The organism is Dactylosporangium sp. CA-139114, assembly GCF_050955725.1.
Lineage (GTDB): Bacteria > Actinomycetota > Actinomycetes > Mycobacteriales > Micromonosporaceae > Dactylosporangium.
Genome location: NZ_CP192080.1, coordinates 5159018 through 5178614 on the forward strand (window position 1 = coordinate 5159018; position 19597 = coordinate 5178614).

The 19597-nt window shown below is 75.1% G+C and carries 19 protein-coding genes and 1 pseudogene; 14 read left to right on the forward strand and 6 right to left on the reverse strand.

The annotated features are described in order from the left end of the window. The first annotated feature begins 37 nt into the window (after positions 1-37). From ACQP2P_RS22745 to ACQP2P_RS22760, 4 genes are all read left to right on the forward strand, one after another. A complete protein-coding gene (locus ACQP2P_RS22745; protein ID WP_433603919.1) occupies positions 38-946 on the forward strand; it encodes an NADP-dependent oxidoreductase in 909 nt (302 codons plus the stop codon). A gap of 365 nt (positions 947-1311) precedes the next feature. After that, the gene (locus ACQP2P_RS22750; protein WP_433603920.1) at positions 1312-5403 is read left to right on the forward strand and encodes a SpoIIE family protein phosphatase; all 4092 of its coding nucleotides are present in this window, start codon (positions 1312-1314) and stop codon (positions 5401-5403) included. Then, the gene (locus tag ACQP2P_RS22755) at positions 5400-5717 is read left to right on the forward strand and encodes an STAS domain-containing protein (protein ID WP_433603921.1); all 318 of its coding nucleotides are present in this window, start codon (positions 5400-5402) and stop codon (positions 5715-5717) included. Before ACQP2P_RS22750 ends, ACQP2P_RS22755 begins: the two co-directional genes overlap by 4 nt. Then, positions 5714-6916: a PP2C family protein-serine/threonine phosphatase gene (locus ACQP2P_RS22760; RefSeq protein ID WP_433603922.1), complete on the forward strand. Its 1203-nt coding sequence runs from the start codon at positions 5714-5716 to the stop codon at positions 6914-6916. Before ACQP2P_RS22755 ends, ACQP2P_RS22760 begins: the two co-directional genes overlap by 4 nt. 26 nt (positions 6917-6942) lie before the next feature. On the opposite strand, the gene ACQP2P_RS22765 is transcribed toward ACQP2P_RS22760, so the two are convergent. The 3 genes from ACQP2P_RS22765 to ACQP2P_RS22775 form a co-directional block, all read right to left on the reverse strand. Then, positions 6943-7845, reverse strand: a complete 903-nt coding sequence (locus ACQP2P_RS22765) for a PfkB family carbohydrate kinase (RefSeq protein ID WP_433603923.1) — start codon at positions 7843-7845, stop codon at positions 6943-6945. Further along, the gene (locus ACQP2P_RS22770) at positions 7842-8063 is read right to left on the reverse strand and encodes a hypothetical protein (RefSeq protein WP_433603924.1); all 222 of its coding nucleotides are present in this window, start codon (positions 8061-8063) and stop codon (positions 7842-7844) included. The genes ACQP2P_RS22765 and ACQP2P_RS22770 overlap by 4 nt, the downstream gene beginning before the upstream one ends. 226 nt (positions 8064-8289) lie before the next feature. After that, positions 8290-8664, reverse strand: a complete 375-nt coding sequence (locus ACQP2P_RS22775) for an STAS domain-containing protein (RefSeq protein ID WP_433603925.1) — start codon at positions 8662-8664, stop codon at positions 8290-8292. 96 nt (positions 8665-8760) lie between these two features. Here ACQP2P_RS22775 and ACQP2P_RS22780 point away from each other — a divergent pair, with 96 nt between their 5' ends. The 7 genes from ACQP2P_RS22780 (at position 8761) to ACQP2P_RS22810 (ending at position 13533) form a co-directional block, all read left to right on the forward strand. Continuing rightward, the gene (locus tag ACQP2P_RS22780) at positions 8761-9999 is read left to right on the forward strand and encodes a PP2C family protein-serine/threonine phosphatase (RefSeq protein WP_433603926.1); all 1239 of its coding nucleotides are present in this window, start codon (positions 8761-8763) and stop codon (positions 9997-9999) included. Between the two features lie 94 nt (positions 10000-10093). Further along, a complete protein-coding gene (locus ACQP2P_RS22785; RefSeq protein ID WP_433603927.1) occupies positions 10094-10522 on the forward strand; it encodes an ATP-binding protein in 429 nt (142 codons plus the stop codon). Positions 10523-10593: 71 nt separating this feature from the next. Continuing rightward, positions 10594-10995 (forward strand): phage holin family protein, encoded by a 402-nt coding sequence (locus ACQP2P_RS22790; protein ID WP_433603928.1) that lies wholly within the window; start codon positions 10594-10596, stop codon positions 10993-10995. Then, on the forward strand, positions 10992-11432 hold the full coding sequence (locus ACQP2P_RS22795; protein ID WP_433603929.1) for a DUF3618 domain-containing protein: 441 nt from the start codon (positions 10992-10994) through the stop codon (positions 11430-11432). Before ACQP2P_RS22790 ends, ACQP2P_RS22795 begins: the two co-directional genes overlap by 4 nt. Before the next feature lie 10 nt (positions 11433-11442). Then, on the forward strand, positions 11443-11859 hold the full coding sequence (locus tag ACQP2P_RS22800) for a hypothetical protein (protein WP_433603930.1): 417 nt from the start codon (positions 11443-11445) through the stop codon (positions 11857-11859). 85 nt (positions 11860-11944) lie between these two features. Continuing rightward, positions 11945-12250, forward strand: coding sequence for an STAS domain-containing protein (locus ACQP2P_RS22805; RefSeq protein WP_433603931.1), 306 nt, complete (start codon positions 11945-11947; stop codon positions 12248-12250). Then, positions 12247-13533, forward strand: a complete 1287-nt coding sequence (locus tag ACQP2P_RS22810) for a PP2C family protein-serine/threonine phosphatase (protein ID WP_433603932.1) — start codon at positions 12247-12249, stop codon at positions 13531-13533. Before ACQP2P_RS22805 ends, ACQP2P_RS22810 begins: the two co-directional genes overlap by 4 nt. Positions 13534-13584: 51 nt before the next feature. Here ACQP2P_RS22810 and ACQP2P_RS22815 read toward each other — a convergent pair whose 3' ends face one another. Together ACQP2P_RS22815 and ACQP2P_RS22820 are read right to left on the reverse strand one after the other, a co-directional pair. Further along, the gene (locus ACQP2P_RS22815) at positions 13585-14901 is read right to left on the reverse strand and encodes a radical SAM protein (RefSeq protein ID WP_433603933.1); all 1317 of its coding nucleotides are present in this window, start codon (positions 14899-14901) and stop codon (positions 13585-13587) included. A 164-nt stretch (positions 14902-15065) separates the two neighbouring features. Further along, positions 15066-15512 carry an Hsp20/alpha crystallin family protein gene (locus tag ACQP2P_RS22820; RefSeq protein WP_433603934.1) on the reverse strand — a complete coding sequence of 149 codons (447 nt, stop codon included), beginning with the start codon at positions 15510-15512 and terminating at the stop codon, positions 15066-15068. Positions 15513-15652: 140 nt separating this feature from the next. Between ACQP2P_RS22820 and ACQP2P_RS22825 the strand changes: the two genes are divergently transcribed. Next, positions 15653-16249, forward strand: coding sequence for a hypothetical protein (locus tag ACQP2P_RS22825; protein ID WP_433603935.1), 597 nt, complete (start codon positions 15653-15655; stop codon positions 16247-16249). On the opposite strand, the gene ACQP2P_RS22830 is transcribed toward ACQP2P_RS22825, so the two are convergent. Next, positions 16246-17271 carry a LacI family DNA-binding transcriptional regulator gene (locus ACQP2P_RS22830; RefSeq protein ID WP_433603936.1) on the reverse strand — a complete coding sequence of 342 codons (1026 nt, stop codon included), beginning with the start codon at positions 17269-17271 and terminating at the stop codon, positions 16246-16248. The genes ACQP2P_RS22825 and ACQP2P_RS22830 overlap by 4 nt on opposite strands. Before the next feature lie 57 nt (positions 17272-17328). Here ACQP2P_RS22830 and ACQP2P_RS22835 point away from each other — a divergent pair, with 57 nt between their 5' ends. Together ACQP2P_RS22835 and ACQP2P_RS22840 are read left to right on the forward strand one after the other, a co-directional pair. After that, positions 17329-18126: a phytanoyl-CoA dioxygenase family protein gene (locus ACQP2P_RS22835; RefSeq protein WP_433603937.1), complete on the forward strand. Its 798-nt coding sequence runs from the start codon at positions 17329-17331 to the stop codon at positions 18124-18126. 1019 nt (positions 18127-19145) lie between these two features. Then, positions 19146-19547 (forward strand): annotated as a pseudogene (locus ACQP2P_RS22840) (GGDEF domain-containing protein); the annotation flags it as partial. Positions 19548-19597: the final 50 nt, after the last annotated feature.

Consider the following 19597-nt stretch of genomic DNA (forward strand, 5'->3'; position numbering starts at 1 on the left):
AGCCAACCGGACGGGGTGTTCCGTTACGGTCCGGCCCATGAGAGCCGTCCAGTTCGCGTCCTTCGGCCCGCCCGGGGTCGTCCACGTCGCCGAGGTTCCCGCGCCGCACCCCGGCCCCGGCGAGGTGCGCGTCGCCGTGCGCGCGTCGGGCCTGTCGACCGGCGAGACCCGCATCCGCTCGGGCGCCCTGCGCGACGCCGTCGCGACCCGGTTGCCGTTCCGAACCGGCTTCGACGCGGCCGGCGTGGTCGACGAGCTCGGCCCCGGCGTGACGGGCACGGCGCTCGGCGACGAGGTGTTCGGCTGGGTCGCGCCGGCCTCCCGGGGCGCCAACGCCGACCATGCCGTCCTCGTCGCCTGGGCCCCGAAACCCCCGTCGTGGAGCTGGGCCGAGGCGGGCGGCGCCGCCGGTCCCGCGGAGACCTCGACCCGGGTCCTGGACCACCTCGGCCTCGTTCGGGGCCAAACGATCCTGGTGCACGGCGCGGCGGGCGGCGTGGGCTCGGTCGCGACCCAGCTGGCGGTGGCCCGGGGCGCGACGGTCATCGGCACCGCCCGCGCGGCCGCCCACGCCTTGCTGTCCTCCCTGGGCGCGATCCCGACGGCGTACGGCCCGGGCCTGCGCGACCGCGTGCGGGCCCTGGCCCCGGGCGGCGTGGACGCGGTGCTCGACTGCGCGGGCGGCACCCTGCCGGAGCTGATCGCGGTCGCGGGCGCCCCGTCGCGGGTGGTCACCATCGCCGACCTGACCGCCGCGACCCACGGCGTGCTGATGTCCCGCCCGGACCCCCTGGCGGCGCACGCCCTGCCGCTGGCCGTGGATCTGGCCGCGTCGGGGCGCCTGCGCATCCCGGTCGCGGCGCGGTTCCCGCTGACCGAGGCGGCCGCGGCGCACGAGCTGAGCGAGACCCGCCACGCGCCCGGCAGGATCGTCCTGATGCCCTGATGCCCTGATGCCCTGATGCCCGGGGACGCCCGAGCACGACGAGGCCGCGAGCGAGCTGGCGTGGGGGCGCGGCCTGGAGTTCGTCGGGGCGCGGCCGGGCTGATGCCGGGGCCGGCGGCGAATCCATCGGTGTCGTTATGCTGGGCGGCGCGGCGGCTACCTCAGCCGCATACGGCCACGACCGCCTGACCCCCGGGCTCAGGGCGGCACCCATCGTAGCCCCATCGGCGCACGCCGACGCGGGCATCCCCCGGGCACGGTGCAATGTCCCATCCCGGCCACGTCGAACCAAGCGGCCGCACGCGAGTTCTGGTAGGCCTTTGGGTAACGAAACGATCGTGGCGCGAGCGGAGCGAGGGGGCGGTATGTCCGAGGGGAGGCATCCCGACGGCGTGGACGTGTTTGCCGTGGATGCCGAGGTCGGCCGGGACCTCGCCGCGGTGGACTGGGCGGCGACGCCGCTCGGGCCGCCGAGCGGGTGGCCGCAGAGCCTGCGCACCGCGGTCAGCATCCTGCTGTCCTCGCGCTTTCCGATGTGGATGGCGTGGGGGCCGCAGCTCACGTTCTTCTGCAATGCCGCATACCGCCGTGACACGCTCGGCCGCAAGTACCCGTGGGCGCTCGGGCGCCCGGCCCCCGAGGTCTGGGCGGAGATCTGGGGCGAGATCGGGCCGCGCATCGAGTCCGTCCTGGCCACCGGGAACGCCACGTGGGACGAGGGGCTGCTGCTCTTCGTCGAGCGGTCCGGGTACCGCGAGGAGTCGTACCACACCTTCTCGTACAGTCCTCTGCACGACGACCACGGCGCGCTCGCCGGCATGTTGTGCGTGGTGAACGAGGACACCGAGCGCGTCATCGGCGAGCGCCGGATGGCCACGCTGCGTGACCTCGGGTCCGACCCGAGCGTGGTGCGCACCGAGGCGGAGATGCTCGCCTTCGCCGCCGAGCAGCTCGGGCGCAACGGCCGCGACCTGCCCTTCACGCTGACCTACCTGCTCGACGAGGACGGCGGCGCCAGGCTGGCCGCCGCGACCGGGCTCGCCCCGGGGCACCCGGCCGCGCCGGAGCGCATCGCCACCGGGCAGAGCACCGGTCCGTGGCCGATCTCGGGCTCGCCGGCGCCGATCGACCTGAGCGGCTTCGAGGGGCTGCCGACCGGCGCGTGGGCCGAGCCGCCGACCCACGCGCTGCTGCTGCCGCTGCTGCAACAGGGCACGACGCCGTACGGCTTCCTCGTCGCCGGCCTGAACCGGTACCGCCTGCTCGACGAGGGGTACCGCGGGTTCCTCGAGCTCGCCGCCGGGCACGTGTCGACCGGCATCGCCAGCGCCCGCAGCTACCAGGCCCAGCAGCGGCGCGCCGAGGAGCTCGCCGAGCTCGACCGGGCCAAGACCACGTTCTTCTCCAACATCAGCCACGAGTTCCGCACCCCGCTCAGCCTCATCATGGGCCCGGTCCAGGAGCTGCGCGACCGCCTCCCGCCCGGCGACCAGCGCGCCCGCGACGAGGTCGAGGTCATCCACCGCAACGGCCTGCGGCTGGGCAAGCTCGTCAACACGCTGCTCGACTTCTCCCGCATCGAGGCCGGCCGGATGCAGGCCCGCTACGAGCCCGTCGACCTGCCGCTGTTCACCGCCGAGCTGGCCAGCGTCTTCCGGGCCGCGGTCGAGCGGGCCGGGCTCGCGTTCGACGTCGACTGCCCGCCGCTGCCCCAGCCGGTGTACCTCGACCGCGGCCTGTGGGAGAAGATCGTCCTGAACCTGCTCAGCAACGCGCTGAAGTTCACGTTCGACGGCGGCATCCGCGTCGCGGTCGCGGCCGTGGGCGCCCAGGCGGTGGTGACCGTCGCCGACACCGGCATCGGGGTGGCCGCCGAGGAGATGCCCCGGCTGTTCGAGCGGTTCCACCGCATCGCCACCGCCCGCGCCCGATCCAACGAGGGCAGCGGCATCGGCCTGGCCCTGGTGCAGGAGCTGGTGACCCTGCACGGCGGCACCATCGAGGCCGCGAGCACCCCCGGCGCCGGGACCACGTTCACCATCCGGCTGCCGTTCGGCAGCGCGCACCTGCCGCCCGACCAGCTCGCGGCGGCGACGGGCAGCGACACCGCCACGGAGACGGCCGAGCCGTTCGTCCGCGAGGCACTGCGCTGGCTGCCCGGCGCCGAGGAGGACGCCCCGGCCGCCGGTCCGGTGGTGCCCGCGGTGTCCGGCGAGGGGCCCCGCGCCCGGGTGCTCGTCGCCGACGACAACGCCGACATGCGCGACTACCTGCGCCGGCTGCTCAACCCCGGGTATGACGTGACGACCGTGGCGGACGGCACCGCCGCCCTGGCCGCCGCCCGGGCCCAGCCGCCGGACCTGATCGTCTCCGACGTGATGATGCCGGGCATCGACGGCCTGACCCTCGTCGCCGCGCTGCGGGCCGACCCGCGCACCGCCGGCGTGCCGGTCATGCTGCTCTCGGCGCGGGCCGGGCAGGAGGCGGCGGTCGAGGGGCTCTCCGCCGGCGCCGACGACTACCTGGTCAAGCCGTTCGCGGCCCAGGAGCTGCTGGCCCGGGTCCGGGCCAACGTCGATCTCGCGCGGCTGCGCAACCACCACGCCCGGTGGCGGACCGCGCTCATCGACTCGCTGCAGGAGGGGTTCTTCGTCGCCGACGAGGACGGCGCGATCGTCGAGGTCAACGCCGCCTTCGCCGACATCCTCGGCTACCCGGCCGACGGGGTCCCATACCCGGCGCCGCACCCGTGGTGGCCCGACGCGCAGGCCGACCCGGCCGCGCATGCGGAGGTCGTGGAGCAGTACCGGCGCGTCGTCGCGGGCCGGCAAGGCAACATGGTCCTGCCGCTGCAGCACCGCGACGGGCACCGGCTCTGGTCCGCGGTCACGATCAACTCGGTGCACGACGACGCCGGCTCCACGATGCTCGTCGGCACCCTGCGCGACATCACCACCGAGCGCTCCGCCGCCCAGCGCGAGACGGCCCTGAACGCCATGAACGAGCGGCTCGCCGACGCCCGGACCGTGCCCGAGGTGCTGCGGGCGGCCGTCGGGCAGCTGCGCCGCCAGTGGCACGCCACCGGGGTGACCGCCCGGGCCGGCACCCTCACCGTGTTCGACGCGGCCGGCGAGGCCCAGGCGCCCGCGGTGCTCGACGGCCTGCTCGACCTCGGCCATTCGCGGATTCTCATCGAGATGGGGGCCGGCGGCCGCCCGGTCGGCGCGGGCACGAGCTTCGACTCGCCGCTCGGGGCGGTCGGCATCCGGATCGCGCTCGACCCGGCCCGCGGCTTCGGCACCGAGGACCAGACGCTGCTGTTGCTGCTGTGCGGGTCGGTGGCCCAGGCCCTGCACCGGGCCTACGCGTTCGACCAGGAGCGCGAGGTCGCGGTCACGCTGCAGCGCTCCATCCTCGGCCCGGTCCTGCTCCCGGACGGGTTCGCGGTGCGCTACCAGCCGGCGACCCGCCCGCTGGAGGTCGGCGGCGACTGGTACGACGCCGTCGACCTGCCCGACGGGCGCATCGGCATCATGGTCGGCGACTGCGTCGGGCGCGGGCTGGAGGCCGCCACCGTCATGGGCCAGCTGCGCAGCGCGGCCCGCGCCCTGCTGCTGCAGGCGACCGGGCCGGGCCAGGTGCTCGTCGCGCTCGACCGGTTCGCGGCCCTGCTGCCGGGGGCCGTGTGCACGACGGCGTTCTGCGCCATCCTCGACCCCGAGGACGGCGGGCTGGTCTACGCCAGCGCCGGCCACCCGCCCGCGATCCTCGCGCTGCCGGACGGGCAGAGCGAGCTGCTCATGGCGGCCCGGGGCCTGCCGATCGGCGTCCCGCGCGGCGAGGTCCGCGCCGAGGCGAGCGTCACGGTGCCCCCGCGCGGGGTGCTGCTGGTCTACACCGACGGGCTGGTCGAACGCCGGCGGCGCCCGCTGACCGTCGGCATCGGCAACGCCGCCGACGCCGTGCAGTCGCACCGGGCCCTGCCCGTGGACGAGCTCGCCGACCGGGTGCTGGAGCAGATGATCGGCGACGAGGGGGCCAGCGACGACGTGGCCATGCTGCTGTACCGCCACCCGGCCCCCCTGGACCTGTCCTTCGAGGCCAAGAGCAGCGAGCTGGCCCCGACCCGGGCCGCGCTGCGCCGCTGGATGGGCCGGGCCGGCATCGGCACCCACCTGGCCCAGCAGGTGCTCGTCGCCGCGGGCGAGGCGTGCGCGAACGCCATCGAGCACGGGCACCGCGAGGGGCAGGGCTGGGTGCGGCTGCTGGTCCGGGCGATGGGCAGCGACCTGCACCTGACCATCACCGACAACGGCAGCTGGCGGCCCGAGCGCAGCGAACCCGACCCGAACCGCGGCCACGGCATCAAGCTCATGCGAGCCCTGATGCAGCACGTCGATCTGCGGACCACCGCCACCGGAACCACCGTCGAGATGTCCACGAGGATCACGCCATGACCACTCCGCTGCACATCACCACAGGTCGTGCGGTCGACGGTGTCGCCCGGCTCAGCGCCGTCGGCGAGATCGACCTCACCAACGCGGCCGAGTTCGCGACCCGGCTGCGCGACGCGCTCGGCGACGGGTCCGCGCGGCTCCTGGTCGACCTGACGCGGGTCGAATACCTCGACAGCGCCGCGCTGGCGACCCTGTTCGCGCACGCCGAGCGGCTCGACATCCGCATCAGCCCGCTCAACGAGGCGCTGCTGACCTTCAGCGGCCTGGACCAGCTCGCGGCGGTCGAGGTCGTGGCCGAGGACGTCGGCGCATGACGGACCCGCACGACAGCCGGGAGCAGCTGCGGCGCCTGCAGCTGGTCACCGACGCCGCGCTGTCCAAGCTCGGCGTGGAGGACATGCTCCACGAGCTGCTCGTGCGCGCCCGCGACCTGCTGCACGCCGACACCGCGACCGTCATGCTGCTCGACGAGGAGAGCGGCGACCTCGTCGCCACCGCCGCCAGCGGCCTCGAGCGCGAGGTCAACCTCGGCATCCGCGTGCCCCTCGGCCGCGGGTTCGCCGGCACGGTCGCGGCGAGCGCCGAGCCGGTCGCGATCGACCGGGTCGACGCGACGACGGTGGTGAGCCCGGTCCTGGTGGCCGAGCACATGGCCTCCATGCTCGGCGTGCCGATGATCACCGCGGGGCGGGTCATCGGCGTGCTGTACGTGGGCGCCCGCACCCCGCGCGCGTTCACGCCCGCCGACATCGAGCTGCTGCAGCTCATCGCCGACCGGATCGCCCCCGCCACCCAGGCCCGCCTGCACAGCCTCGACCGCGCGACCGCCTACGCCCTGCAGCGCAGCCTGCTGCCGAGCCGCCCGCCGGACATCCCCGGCCTCGAGGTCGCGGTCCGCTATGTGCCGGGCGCGCAGGTCGGCGTCGGCGGCGACTGGTACGACGTGTTCGAGCTGCCCTCGGGCGGCATCGGCGTGGCCGTCGGCGACGTGGCCGGCAACGGGCTGCGCGCCGCCGTCGTGATGGGCCGCATCCGCTCGGCCCTGCGCGCCTACGCCCTGGAGACCGACGACCCCGCCGACGTCCTGACCCGCCTCGACCGCAAGATCCACCGCTTCGAGCCGGGCGCGATGGCCACGGCGATCTACGCGGTCATCGACCCGACGCTGGCCACGATGGCCCTGTCGGTCGCGGGCCACCCACCGCCGATGCTGGCCGCGCCCGGCGCCCGCACGCACCTGCTCCCGGTCCGCGCGAACCTGCCGCTGGGCACCCACATCAGCCGGCCCCGGCACAACACCGAGTTCCCGCTGCCGGTCGGCGGCACGCTGCTGTTCTACACCGACGGCCTGGTCGAGCGGCGGGCCCGGCCGATCGGCGAGGGCCTGCACCGCCTGGCCGGGGCCGTCACCGCCACGGGCCCGGACGAGCTGTGCACGAGCGTGATGGCCACGATGCTCGACGGCGAGCCGGCCGGCGACGACATCGCCCTGCTGGCCCTGCGCCGGACCTAGCTCGAGTCCGGGCCGGGTTCGGGCGGTCACCCGAGGCCCAGCAGCGCGGGCCGGCCGCCCGGGTGCCCGACGGTCGCCCCGGCCGCGGCCACCGCGAACCGTGCCGCGTCCGGCACCGGCACGCCGCGCAGGAGGGCCACGGTCAGGGCCGCGACGAGCGCGTCGCCGGCGCCCGTGGTGTCGACGACCTTCTCGTCGCCGAAGGGCAGCGTGAGCGTCTCGACGTTCGGGCCCGGGCCGCGCCAGGCGAACACGTTGCCCTCGGCGAACGCGAGCGCGGCCACCCTGGGCCCGGCCCGCACCAGGTCGGCCGCCGCGACCTCGAGCTGTTGCGGGGAGTCGGCGCCGGTGAGCGTGCGAGCCTCGACCGCGTCGGCCCGCACGACGTCGGCGAGGGCGAGCAGCTCGTCGCGGGCACGGTCCGGGGCGGCGCCGTCGAGCACCACGAGGGCGTCGGCGTTCGCGGCCCGCCGAGTCGCGGCCAGCACGGCCTCCTCGGGCTGTTGCAGTTGCACCAGCACCGCCTCGGCCGTTCCGAAGGCCCGATCGGCCTGCGTGACGTCGCCCGCGGACAGCAGCACCGGCTCGGGGAGATGCTCCAGGTAGCGCCAGCGGTTCGGCTCCTGCAGCACCTCGACGATGAGCCCGGTCGCCGTCGCGGACCGGCGCACCACGGCGGAGACGTCGATCCCGTCGGCGCGGGCCTGCTCGAGCAGCACGTCCCCGAACGGATCGTCCCCGGCCACCGCGACGAGCGTCGGCCGCGCCCCGAGCTGGGCGAGCGCCACGGCCTGGTTGGCGCCCTTGCCGCCGAGCTGCTCCCGCCGCTCCCGCACCGCCCCGGAGGCGCCCACCTCCGGCAGCACACTGTCCAGCACGAGCACCAGATCCCGCGCGAGCTGCCCGACGACCGTGACGTTCGCGTTCACGCGGCCACCGGCACGGTGTCGAGCTTCGTGCCGGCCGCGTCCGGCACGACCATGCCCGCGGCCGGGCCGCAGCGCAGCCCGGGCGTCGCCGCCACCAGCTGCCGCACCGCGCCGACGAGCCGGCTCGTGGTCGCCTCGGTGCCGCCCATCGACGGCGTCGCCTGGGCCCGCGGATCGGCGCCGCGGTCCCGGCTGTGGTCCATCCGAAACTGTCGCATCCGGGCCGTCTACCACCGTTGCGGCCGGGGAAACGAACTTGGCGCTACCCGAACAGCGGGTCGCACTCCGCCGGGAGCCGCTCTGGCACCCGGCGCTCGGACTCGATCAGCCGGGCACCCGGCGGCGCGTGCTGGCCGCGCCGGACGGGCTGCCGCTGGACGTCACCACCGGCCGCGCGGGCTGCCGCTCGACGGCGCGACCCCGCCCAGGGCGGCTGCGTGCGGCTCAGTCCTGCGCGGCGGCCTCCTCGGCGGTGTCGAAGACCGGCAGGATCCACGTCAGATTGGTGATCTCCAGGACGCTGGCGACCATGGGCTGCACGGTGGCCAGCCGCAGCCAGCCGCCCGTCCCGTCCACGGCCGAGCGGGTGCGGACCAGGAGGTTCAGTGCGCTGGAGTCGCACATCGGGACCTCGGCGAGGTCCAGGACGATCCGGGAACCGCTCGCGCGGGTCAGGCCCTGCAGCGCGTCGGCGAGCGGCCGCAGCGTGTCGAACAGGAGCCGGCCGGTCACGCGGACGACGGCGGGATCGCCGTCGAGCACGTGCACCGTCACCGTGTCGGCGGGGTTGCCGCCATCGCCGAGGAATGAGGATCGCACGATCGTGAGCTTATCCGTGCCGCTCGGTGGCCGGACCGCACGCGGGTGCGAGATGGTGGTGATGTTGTCGTCTGCGGTGGGCAAGGAGGTCGGCCGGTGAGCACTCCCGATGCGTCGTGGCCCTGGCGGGCGGCGATCGCCGACCTGCTCGCGCGGACCCGGCTGGCCCAGCCCGACGAACTGGCCGCCGAGGTCGCGGCGGCCGTGCGGCCGCTCGGGCTGACGGCCACGATCTACCTCGTCGACCAGGAGCAGCGCACGCTGCGCCCGGTGCCCGGGCCGGACACGGGGGACGCTGAGCCGATCCCGGTCGATGAGACGGTCGCGGGCCGGGTGTTCAGGACGGTGTCGTGGGAGCCGGTGCCGGCCGGTGACGGACACCCCGCGCGGTTGTGGATGCCCCTGCTCGACGGCACCGAACGCCTCGGCGTGCTGGAGCTGGCCGTCCGCGGCGGCACCGGCCACGCGGACATCGACCTCGGTGACGAGGCGTTTCTCGCCGGCTGCGACCTGTTCGGCCAGCTCGTCGGGCACCTGATCGCGACCAAGATCCCGTACGGTGACGCCCTGCTCAAGGTCCGGCGCGTCCGGCGCATGTCGGAGGCCTCGGAGCTGCTGTGGCGGCTGCTGCCGCCCATGACGTTCGTGTGCCACCGCGCGGTGGTCTCGGCGATCCTCGAGCCCTGCTACGAGGTCGGCGGCGACGGGTTCGACTACGCGGCGGACGGTCCGTCGCTGTTCTTCGCGATCTTCGACACCGCCGGGCACGAGATGCGGGCCGGACTCGGCACGGCCGTGGTGATGTCGGCGATCCGGGCGGCCCGGCGGGCGGGCGACGACCTGGACGGGCTGGCCCGGGCGGCCGACCGGGCGCTGGAGGCATACCTGCCGGAGCTGCGCTTCACCACCGCGGTGCTCGCCCATCTGGACCTCGACAGCGGCCGGATGCGCTACGTCAATGCCGGGCACCCGCCGCCGCTGCTCGTGCGGGACGGCCGGCTCGTGCACGAGCTCACCGGCGGCCGCCGGCTGCCGCTGGGGCTGGACGACTCGGGCCGGGAGGTCGGCGAGGAGACGCTGCGCCGCGGCGACCGGGTCCTGCTCTACACCGACGGCATCACCGAGGCGCGCGACCGCGACGGCGCCGCCTTCGGCGTGGACCGCCTCGCCGGGCTCGTCCGGCGCGACGCGGGCCGGCTCCCCGCCCCCGAGACCCTGCGCCGGCTCTGCCACGCGGCGCTGTCGCACTACGCCGGGCCCCCGGCCGACGACGCCACGCTGATGCTGGTCGAGTGGTCGTACGACGCGGTCCGGGCGATGCTGCCCCTCGCCTGATGCGAATCCGTCCCGCCGGCCCGGCCCTGTGTGTGCCGCGTCGATATCGGGGTATCCCCTAACGCGAGGCCCGAGCGATGTGCGGGGGAGTCTGATGCACGACGAGGACGGCGGCAAGGCCGCAGGCCGCTCGGTCCGCTGGCGGCCCCGCAACGGCCGCGACGTGTCCGTCGCCTCCGCCGCCCGCGAGTGGGTGCTCGGCGTCCTGCCCCGGCTGCTGGCCCGGCCCGCGACCCCCCGGCTGTGCGCCAACGTCGAGCTGCTCGTCTCCGAGCTGACCGCCAACGCGCTGCTGCACGCCGACGGCGTCGGGTACATCGACGTGTACTGCACCGACCGCGTCCTGGGCATCTCCGTCCACGACGACGTTCCCGCCCCGGTGGTGGCCGTGCAGGCGCCCGCGCCCGACGTCGATCACGGCCGCGGGCTGCTGCTGATCGAGGCGCTCGCCGCGCGCTGGGGCGTGCGCGACCATCCCGACGACGGCAAGGACGTGTGGCTGGAGCTGGCCCTGGATCGCTGAATCGGCGTATTCGGACGTTTGATCGCCGAATGGCACGGGAATGTTGACGGCGATTCCGGGAGGTTGCCGCAATGGTTGATGAGGCGTCGACGGCCGAGCTCGTCCGGCGGGCCGCGGAGCAGATCTCGACCCTCGTGCGCGACGAACTCGCGCTGGCGAAGGTTGAGCTCGTCGAGAAGGGCAAGCGGGCCGGGATCGGCGGCGGGCTCTTCGGCGCCGCCGCGGTGCTCGCCTGGTTCGCCGTCGGGCTGCTGCTGACGCTGCTCGTGGTCCTGCTCGATCTGGTCTGGCCGCTCTGGCTCGCGGTGCTCGTCGTGCTCGTCGTGGTGCTGGCCGCGGCCGGGGTCGCGGCGCTGCTGGGCAAGCGCGAGCTGCAGCAGGCCACGCCGCCCGTGCCGCAGCAGGCGGTCGACGGCGTGCACGCGGATGTGGACACCGTGAAGGCCGCGGTGCGGGAAGGACGACGAGGATGAGCACCCAGGGCGACGAGGCGGACCGGCTGCGGGCGGAGATCGCCGCCACCCGGTCCGGGCTCGCGGAGACGACCGAGCGGCTCGCGGCGAAGACCGACGTGCAGGGCCGGGCCAAGGAAGCGGCCGCCACCGCCGCCTCGTCAGTCGCCTCGTCAGTCGCCGCGGCGGCCGACGAGGCCAAACAGCGGGTCAGCGCCGCGGCACGCACCGCGGCCGGCAAGGCCGGGAGCGCGGCGAGCGTCGTGGCCGACAAGGCCGGCAGCGGGGCGAGCGTCGTGGCGAACCGGGCCGCCGGCGCGGCGACGTCCGTGCGCAGGGCCGTCCACGACACCGACATCGCCGCCGAGGCGCGCCGCCCGCTGCCGTGGGCCGTGCTCGCGGGGGCGGCCGCCGCCGTGATCGTCATCGTGTACGCAGTCCGCCGCCGGCGGGGATGAGGAGAGACAGATGCGTCTGCTGACCTTGGCCGCGGGCGCGGCCGTCGGCTATGTGCTCGGCGCGCGGGCCGGGCGGGAGAAGTACGAGCAGATCGTGGCCAGCACCGGCCGCCTGCGCGCCAACCCGACCGCCGGCCAGGCCGTGCAGACCGTGCAGGAGCTGTTCAGCGCGCCCGCCCCGGCGGCGGCCAAGCCGGTGAAGGCGGTGCCCGCGGCGGTCGCGACGCCCGGGCCGACGAGCACGCCGGTGCGGGCGGTGCCCGCAACCTCGACGACAGCGGCGGCCCCGACGCCCGGATCGACGACCACGAGCACGACGAGCACGACGAGCACCGCGGCGCCGAAGCCGCGCAAGCGCGCCGCCTCGAAGGCCGCGCCGAAGACCGCCGAGCCCGGGACCCCGTCGGACCTCGACCGCACGGTGTGACCGACGACGGCCGGGCCGGGCGGGCCGACCTGGTTGTCTGGCTATCATCGGGGCGACCGATACCGCATGGGCCGGAGGAGGGTCTGTGGTTCCCGACGGTGTCACCATCACCCCGTCCGGGGTCATCGATCTGCAGACGGCGCCGGCGCTCGAGGAGCGGATCCGCGCCGCGCTCGCGGAGCTGCCCGCGGGCGGCCGGCTCGTCGTCGACCTGCGCGACGTGCGGCTGCTGGACTCGGCGGGCATCCGCACGCTGGTGCACGGCCGCCGGGCCGCCGACGCGGCCGGGCGCGAGTTGCGGGTCACGGGGGCGCACGGCATCGTCCTGAGCGCGCTGGAGCTGACGGGGGTGGCCGAGCACCTCGCCGGGGGCGCTGGAGGCTCGGCGTGAACGACGAGGCCGACAGCGCCGGCCGACTCGACGAGCCCGACGGCGCCGGCCGGCTCGACGAGCCCGACAGCGCCCTCCTGCTCGACGAGGCCGACAGCGCCGGCCGGCTGCGCCGGCTGCAGCGGGTCACCGACGCCGCGCTGTCCCGGCTGCGGGTCGAGGACCTGCTCGACGAGCTGCTCGTGCGGGCCCGGGCGCTGCTGCAGGCCGACACCGCCGCCGTGATGCTGCTGGACGCGACCGGCACCGAGCTGCACGCGACCGCCGCGAGCGGCCTTGAGCGCGAGGTCTACCAGGGCATCCGGGTGCCGCTCGGCGTCGGGTTCGCCGGTCGGGTCGCCGCCGGCGGGCGGCCGGTGGTGATCGGGCGCGTCGACGGCACCAACGTCTACAGCCCGGCCCTGCGCGCCGAGGGCATCGTGTCGCTGCTGGGCGTGCCCATGATCACCGGCGGGCGGGTGATCGGGGTGCTGTACGTGGGCACCCGCGCCCCGCGCCGGTTCAGCGCGCCGGACGTCGAGCTGCTGCAGCTCGTCGCCGACCGGATCGCGCTCGCGACCCAGGCCCGCATCCAGAGGCTCGACCAGGCCGCCGCGCACGCCCTGCAGCGCAGCCTGCTGCCGAGCCGGCCACCGGAGATCGCCGGGCTCGACCTCGCGGTCCGGTACGTGCCCGGCGCCCGGGTCGGCGTCGGCGGCGACTGGTACGACGTGTTCGAGCTGCCGTCCGGGTGCGTCGGTCTCGCGGTCGGCGACGTGGCCGGCAACGGGCTGCGCGCGGCGGTCGTGATGGGCCGGATCCGCTCCGCGCTGCGCGCCTACGCGCTGGAGACCGACGATCCGGCCGATGTCCTGACCCGCCTCGACCGCAAGATCCAGCGCTTCGAGCCCGGGGCCATGGCGACCGCGCTCTACGCGGTCATCCCGCCGGGCCTGGATCGCGTCACGGTGTCCAACGCCGGGCACCTGCCGCCGGTCTACGCCGAGCCGGGCGCGGCCGGCTCGCTCACGACCGTCAAGCCGGACCTGCCGCTCGGCGCCTACCCGGACGCGCCCCGCGGCACCACGCAGCTGCCGCTGCCGGTGGGCGCGGGGCTGGTGTTCTACACCGACGGGCTGGTCGAGCGGCGCGACCAGCTCCTGTCCGTGGGGCTCGGCCGGCTCGCGGGCGTGGTCGAGATCGGGCGGGCGGAGAGCATGTGCACGACCGTCATGACCGCGATGCTCGACGACCATGTGCCGCACGACGACATCGCGGTCCTCGCGCTGCGCCGCACCGCGTGACGGGGCCGCCCCGGGGCCGCCCCGGGGTGATTGACCGCCGGCGGTGACGACTCAGGCGGCGTCGGGCGCGGCCGGCAGGCTGTCCATGAACGAGCTCACCGAGAACACCGCGCGGCCGGGGCCGGCCGGGCCGTAGCCGGGCGGGCTCGTCAGGCCGTTGGCCTCCATGATGGCGCGGTAGGTCTCCAGCAGCCGGACGTGGTACTCCAGCGGCGCCCCCTGCGGGTTGCCCTTGCCCAGCGGCGTGGTCGGCTCCGGGCACCACGTGGTGAACCGCGGGGTGATGCCGCGGGACATGAAGTACTCCAGCCCCTCGGCGGTGGAGGCGATCGCCTCGTCGACGGTGGCGAATCCGGCCGGGGCGGCCATCTCCACGCCGGCCACGAAGTTCGGGATGACGTTGCGGGGGCCGAACACCTCGGCGGAGTCGAGGATTCGGCGGTGCCACTCCTCGCGGCCGACGTAGCGCTCCTTGCCGGGGCAGTACAGCTCGAACAGGCGCTTGTCCCACACCTCGTAGTTGGGGTGGTAGATCTGGATGCCGTAGTCCTTGAACCGCTGCACGTCGGCGCGGGGCAGGGCCTGGGCGACCACCTTGCCGATCCACCGGCCCGGGAAGCGCTCCTCGATCGCCTGGGCGTACTGCCCGTAGAAGTCGGCCTCGGCCTTGCCGCCCACGTGGGAGGTGATGCTGCCGCCGGTCAGCGTGTAGGCCTTCGACGCCTGCTCGGTGTCGTGCTTGTCGATGATGGCCAGCGCCTCGAGGATCTCGTCGACCGGCTTGACGCCCGTGTACGGCCGCCCGGCCGCCTTGTGCTGGCGCCAGTTGTGGTTGATGTCGCAGTACTGGCACTCTTCCTTGGCGCCGAAGTACTGGCACACGCGGAACGCCGTCAGGTAGATGAGGTAGCCCCACTGGATGGTCGGCGCGACCTCCATCACGGACTTGCCGTTGGCGAGGGTGTGCCGGTAGTAGTCGGGCATCGGCGGGAGCCCGATGTCGGCGATGGGCCGGTCGTCCAGGTGCAGCCGGAGGCGGCCGTCCTCGTCGGTCTTCACACGATAGGGCGAGGCGGGGTTGATCCGCACGGAGACCACGGTGCGGCGCAGCTCGTAGGGCCCGCCGGTGAGCACGATCTCCTCCGGCGGGCGGCGCAGCGCGGCGGTGCCCAGGTCGGGCAGCGTGCGGTGGTCGAAGGAGAAGATGAAGTACGACTTCGGCTTGACGTCCCCGCCCTCGTTGTCGGTGAGGGCCGAGTCGTCGAAGGCCAAGCCGCCGCGCAGGAGATCCTCCTTGATGACCGCCTCCCTCGGCACGTGGGGGAAGCGACCCATCAAGTCCTCGACGAGCTCCGTACGCGACTGCATCACCAGAACATCCTCCCGGACCCGCGGTGGCCGGACGGCACCCGTCGCCGATGTGAGCACCGTCTCCCGTCACCACCATTGTGCCGTGCCGCGGCCGCGGTGCCCGGCGCACACCGCGCGCCGGCCGGGGGACCCCCGGCCGGCGCGCGGTGTGCGTGTCCGTGTCAGCTGCTGAGCACCTTCTGGTCCGGTGCGGCGGCGCCGCCGACCGCGATCTTGCGCGGCTTGGCCTTCTCGGTGATCGGGATCCGCAGGGCCAGCACGCCGTTGTGGTACGTCGCCCGGATGTGGTCGGTGTCGAGCGAGTCGCCGAGGAACATCTGCCGGGAGAACACCCCGAGCGGGCGCTCGGACAGCGTGACCTGCGCACTCTCGCCGAGGTCGAGGGGCCGGCGCTCCGCGCGGACGGTCAGCACGTTGCGCTCGACGTTGATGTCGATGGCCTCCTGGTCCACGCCCGGCAGGTCGAACACGACCACGAACTCGTCGCCGTTGCGGTAGGCGTCCACGGGCATCGCCGTGGGGTGTGACCACGTGCCGGTCGACGGGGCCCCGAACAGCTGCTGCGCGATCCGGTGGACCTCGGTGAAGGGCTCGCTGCGCATCAACATGCTGCACCTCCTGCACTCGACTGATGTGTCAATGCGCGATACCTTGTTTGTAGCATGTCGTCGTTCCGACGACAAGCGAATCGTCAACGGAACGATGACGGAGAAGTGATGACATCGCAGCGATGCGCAGGGGGTGGGCCGTGATCCGGTCGGACGTGGCCGCGGCCGTGGCCACCGTGCTGGCCGTCGCCGAGCTCGCGTCGCAGGAGGCCGAACCGGAGGCCGTGCTCGACGCGCTCGCCCTGCTGCGCGCCGCGCAGGCGGAGCTCGAGCGCGTCGAGCCGGAGCTGGTCGCGGCGGCGCGGCGAGCCGGTGTCAGCTGGCAGGCCCTCGCGCCGGCCCTGGGCGTGGCCAGCCGGCAGGCCGCCGAGCGCCGTTACCTGCGCGCCGCGACCTCCGCCCGGGCCGGGGACACCAAGGACGGCCGGGTCCGGGCCGAGCGCGACCACCGGGCGGGGGCCCGGGCGGTGGCGCGCTGGGCCGACGACCACGCCGCCGACCTGCGCCGCATCGCGGGTCAGGTGAGCGGGCTGACCGACCTGCCGGCGGCGGCCGGCGACGACGTGGGGCGGCTGCACGACGCGCTCGGGCACGCCGACGCCGGCGCGCTGCCCGACCTGCTGGGCGCGGTCCGGCGCCACCTCGGCGGCCACCCCGGCCTCGGTGCGCAGATCGACCGGGTCGCCGCGGACACCGAAGCGGTGCTGCGGCGGACCCGGCGGCAGCGGGAGCGTTAGACGGAGCGCTCCCGCGTGCTCTCCCGCCCGATGAGCCGGTGTGCGACGACCACGGAGCGGGCCGGTCCGGCCGGGCCCGGCCCGAGGCGCTCGGCGAGCCGGTCGAGCGCCGCTTCGGCGATGGCCGCCTTGTCCGGCGCGACCGTGGTCAGCGAGGGCGTGCTGAACCGCCCGTCCTCGATGTCGTCGAACCCGGCCAGCGCCACGTCCTGCGGCACCCGCACGCCACGCTCGCCGGCCGCGCGCAGCGCCCCGAGCGCGAGCTGGTCGGTGAAGCAGAACAGCGCGTCGAAGTCCCGCCCGTCGTCCAGCAACGCCGTCAGCGCCGCGGCGCCGTCCGCGCGGTGCAGCCGCCGCACCGGCACCTCCAGCGCGGGATCGGGCCGGACGCCGGCCTCGGCGAGCGCGGCCCGGTAGCCGCGGTGGCGCTGCTGCGCGGTGCCGTTGGCCAGGTGCGGCTGCAGGCCGACGACGGCGATGCGGCGCCGGCCGGTCGCGAGCAGGTGGCGGGTCACGTCCGCGGCCGCCGCGACGTTGTCGATCGCGACGCGGTCGAAGAGGCCGCCGCCGTCCTGCTCGCCGAGCAGCACCACGGGCGCGCCGCCCGGGTGCGGGCGCAGGTCGGCGGGGCTGAGCGCCCAGGGGCTGATGAGCAGCCCGTCGACGACCTGGCCGCCCGGCGCCCGCCCGCCGTCGAGCAGGCGCCGCTCGCGCTCGGGATCGCCGTCGGTCTGCTCGACCAGCACGGTCCACGACCGGCGCTCCGCGGCCCGGGTCACCAGGGCGGCGAGCTCGCCGAAGTAGGGCGAGGCGATCTCGGGCAGCACCAGCCCGACGAGGCCGGAGCGGCCGCCGCGCAGGCTGCGAGCGGCGGCGTTGGGCCGGTACTGCAGCTCGTCGATCGCCCGCTGGACGCGCTCGCGGGTGCCGGCGGCCACGAGCGGGAAGTCGTTCACGACGTTGGACACGGTCCGGATCGACACGCCCGCCCGCTCGGCGACGTCCTTGAGGCTCGCTCCCACCAGCCGATCGTACGGCACCACTTGCAACGTTGCATGCCACGTTGCAAACTCTTGGGCATGCAGGCTTACGACGAGATCTACCGCGACGGCATCACGGCGTGCCGCGGGGCGTTTCCGGTCGAGTGGGCGGACCGGATGCGCGAGGACATGGAAGCGGCCCTCGAAGAGGCGCTCGCCCGGCCCGGCGGCGCGGTCGGCCGCGGCCCGAACCGCTACTACGTGGAGATCCACCCCGAGCAGCTGCGCGGCTTCGTCGACCTGGCGTCGCACCCGTGGGTCACGGCGGTCTGCGAGGCCGTGCTCGGCCCGCGGTACCAGATCGTGGAGCTCGGCTTCGACGTGCCCGGCCCCGGCGCCGTCGACCAGCCCTGGCACCGCGACTTCCCCATGCCCCCGGTCACCCGCGACACCGGCCGGCTCAACTCGCTCGCGTTCAACCTCACCGGCGTCGACACCACCGAGGCGATGGGCCCGTTCGAGATCGCCCCCGGCACCCAGTTCGACGACGACCCGGCGTTCGAGCACGGCATGTTCCCGCCGAAGGACCATTACCCGCGCTACCTCGAGCGCGCGGTGCGCAAGTACCCGCGCCGCGGCGACATCTCGGCCCGTTCCGCGCTGACGATCCACCGCGGCACCGCGAACGTGTCCGACACGTCGCGGCCCGTCCTGGTGCTCGGCGTGGACGCGCCGGGGGCCGGCAACGACGAGCGGCACGCGATGGCGGTCACCCGCGACTACCACGCGGCCCTGCCCGCGGTGGTGCGCGACCACCTGGCCTGCGCCGTGGTCGACACGCTCGTGCCGATCGAGCAGAAGCACACCATCGAGGGCCTGGTCATGGGCGACGCCTGACCGGGCCGCCCGCCGGCGGCAACGCTCGGGCACCGGGCCCGCACCCCGGATCGTCACGGCGGTGCGGCACGGTTGGATCCATGCGAGTTCCGGCGTGGTCGTGGCCGCTGTTGCTGGCCCCCGTGCTCACGACCGTCTACTACCTGATCGGCCATCTGGACGGCTCCGAGTCGGGCTGGACCCAGCTGGTGTACTCCACCCCGTCCGTGCTGGCCGTGGCGGCCCTGTGCGCCGGGGCGCGGCGGCACCGGCGCACCGGTCGCGGCCCCTGGCTGCTGCTGGCCGCCGGGCAGGCCGCGATGGTCGCCGGTGACATGGTGTACTTCGCCGTGTCCCGGCGCACCACCGAGATGCCGTACCCGAGCGGGGCCGACCTGCTGTACCTCGCGGGCAACCTCGGCCTCGCGAGCGGCCTGCTGCTGCTCGTGCGCCGGCGCACGCCGGGCTGGGACGGGCCCAGCGCGATCGACGCCGCGGTGGTGGCCGTCGCCGTCGGGCTGGTCGGCTGGGTGTACCTCGTGCAGCCGATGGCCGCCGGAGCCGACGGCCTCGCCCAGGCCGTCACCGTCGCCTACCCGGTGATGGACCTCGCGCTGCTCGCCTTCGGCGTGCGGCTGATGCTCGGCACGGGCGCGCGGCCGGCCTCGTTCTGGCTGCTCGGCGCCTGGCTGAGCCTCGTGCTCGTCGGCGACACCACCTACTCGGTGCAGGCGCTGCGGGGCGAGTACGACGGCACGTTCGTCGACGGCGTCTGGATCTTCGCGGTGCTGTTCCTGGCCGCGGCCGGCCTGCACCCGTCCATGGCCCGGATCGACGACCGGTCCGCCGTGTCCGCGCCCGACGCCACCCGCGCCCGGCTGACGGTGCTCGCCGCGGCGTCGATCGTCGCGCCCGTGGTGCTCGCCGTGCAGGACGCCCGCGGCGCCGCGCTGCACGTGCCCGCGGTCGTCGCCGCCTGCATCACCATGTTCCTGCTCGTGCTCGCCCGCATGGCCGGCCTGGTCCGCACGCAGCGCACGATGGCCGTCACCGACGGGCTCACCGGTCTGCGCACCCGGCGGTACCTGGAGACCGCGCTGCACACCGAGGTCGAGCGCAGCCGCCGGACCGGGACCCCGCTCGGCTTCCTGCTGGTCGACGTCGATCACTTCAAGCGCATCAACGACACGTACGGCCACCAGGCCGGCGACCGCGTGCTGGCCGAGGTGGCCCGCCGGATGCGGGCGCTGGCCCGGCCCGGCGACGTGGTGGCCCGCTACGGCGGCGAGGAGTTCGCGCTGCTCGCCCGGGGCCTGGACGGCCCGGAGCTGGAGGAGTTCGCCGGGCGCCTGCACCGGGGCATGGCCGCGGCGCCGGATGTCACCGTCTCCGTCGGGGCGGCCTGTCTGCCGCACGACGCCGGCACGATCGAGGATCTGGCCCGCCGGGCCGACCAGGCGCTCTACGCGGCCAAGGACGGCGGCCGCAACCG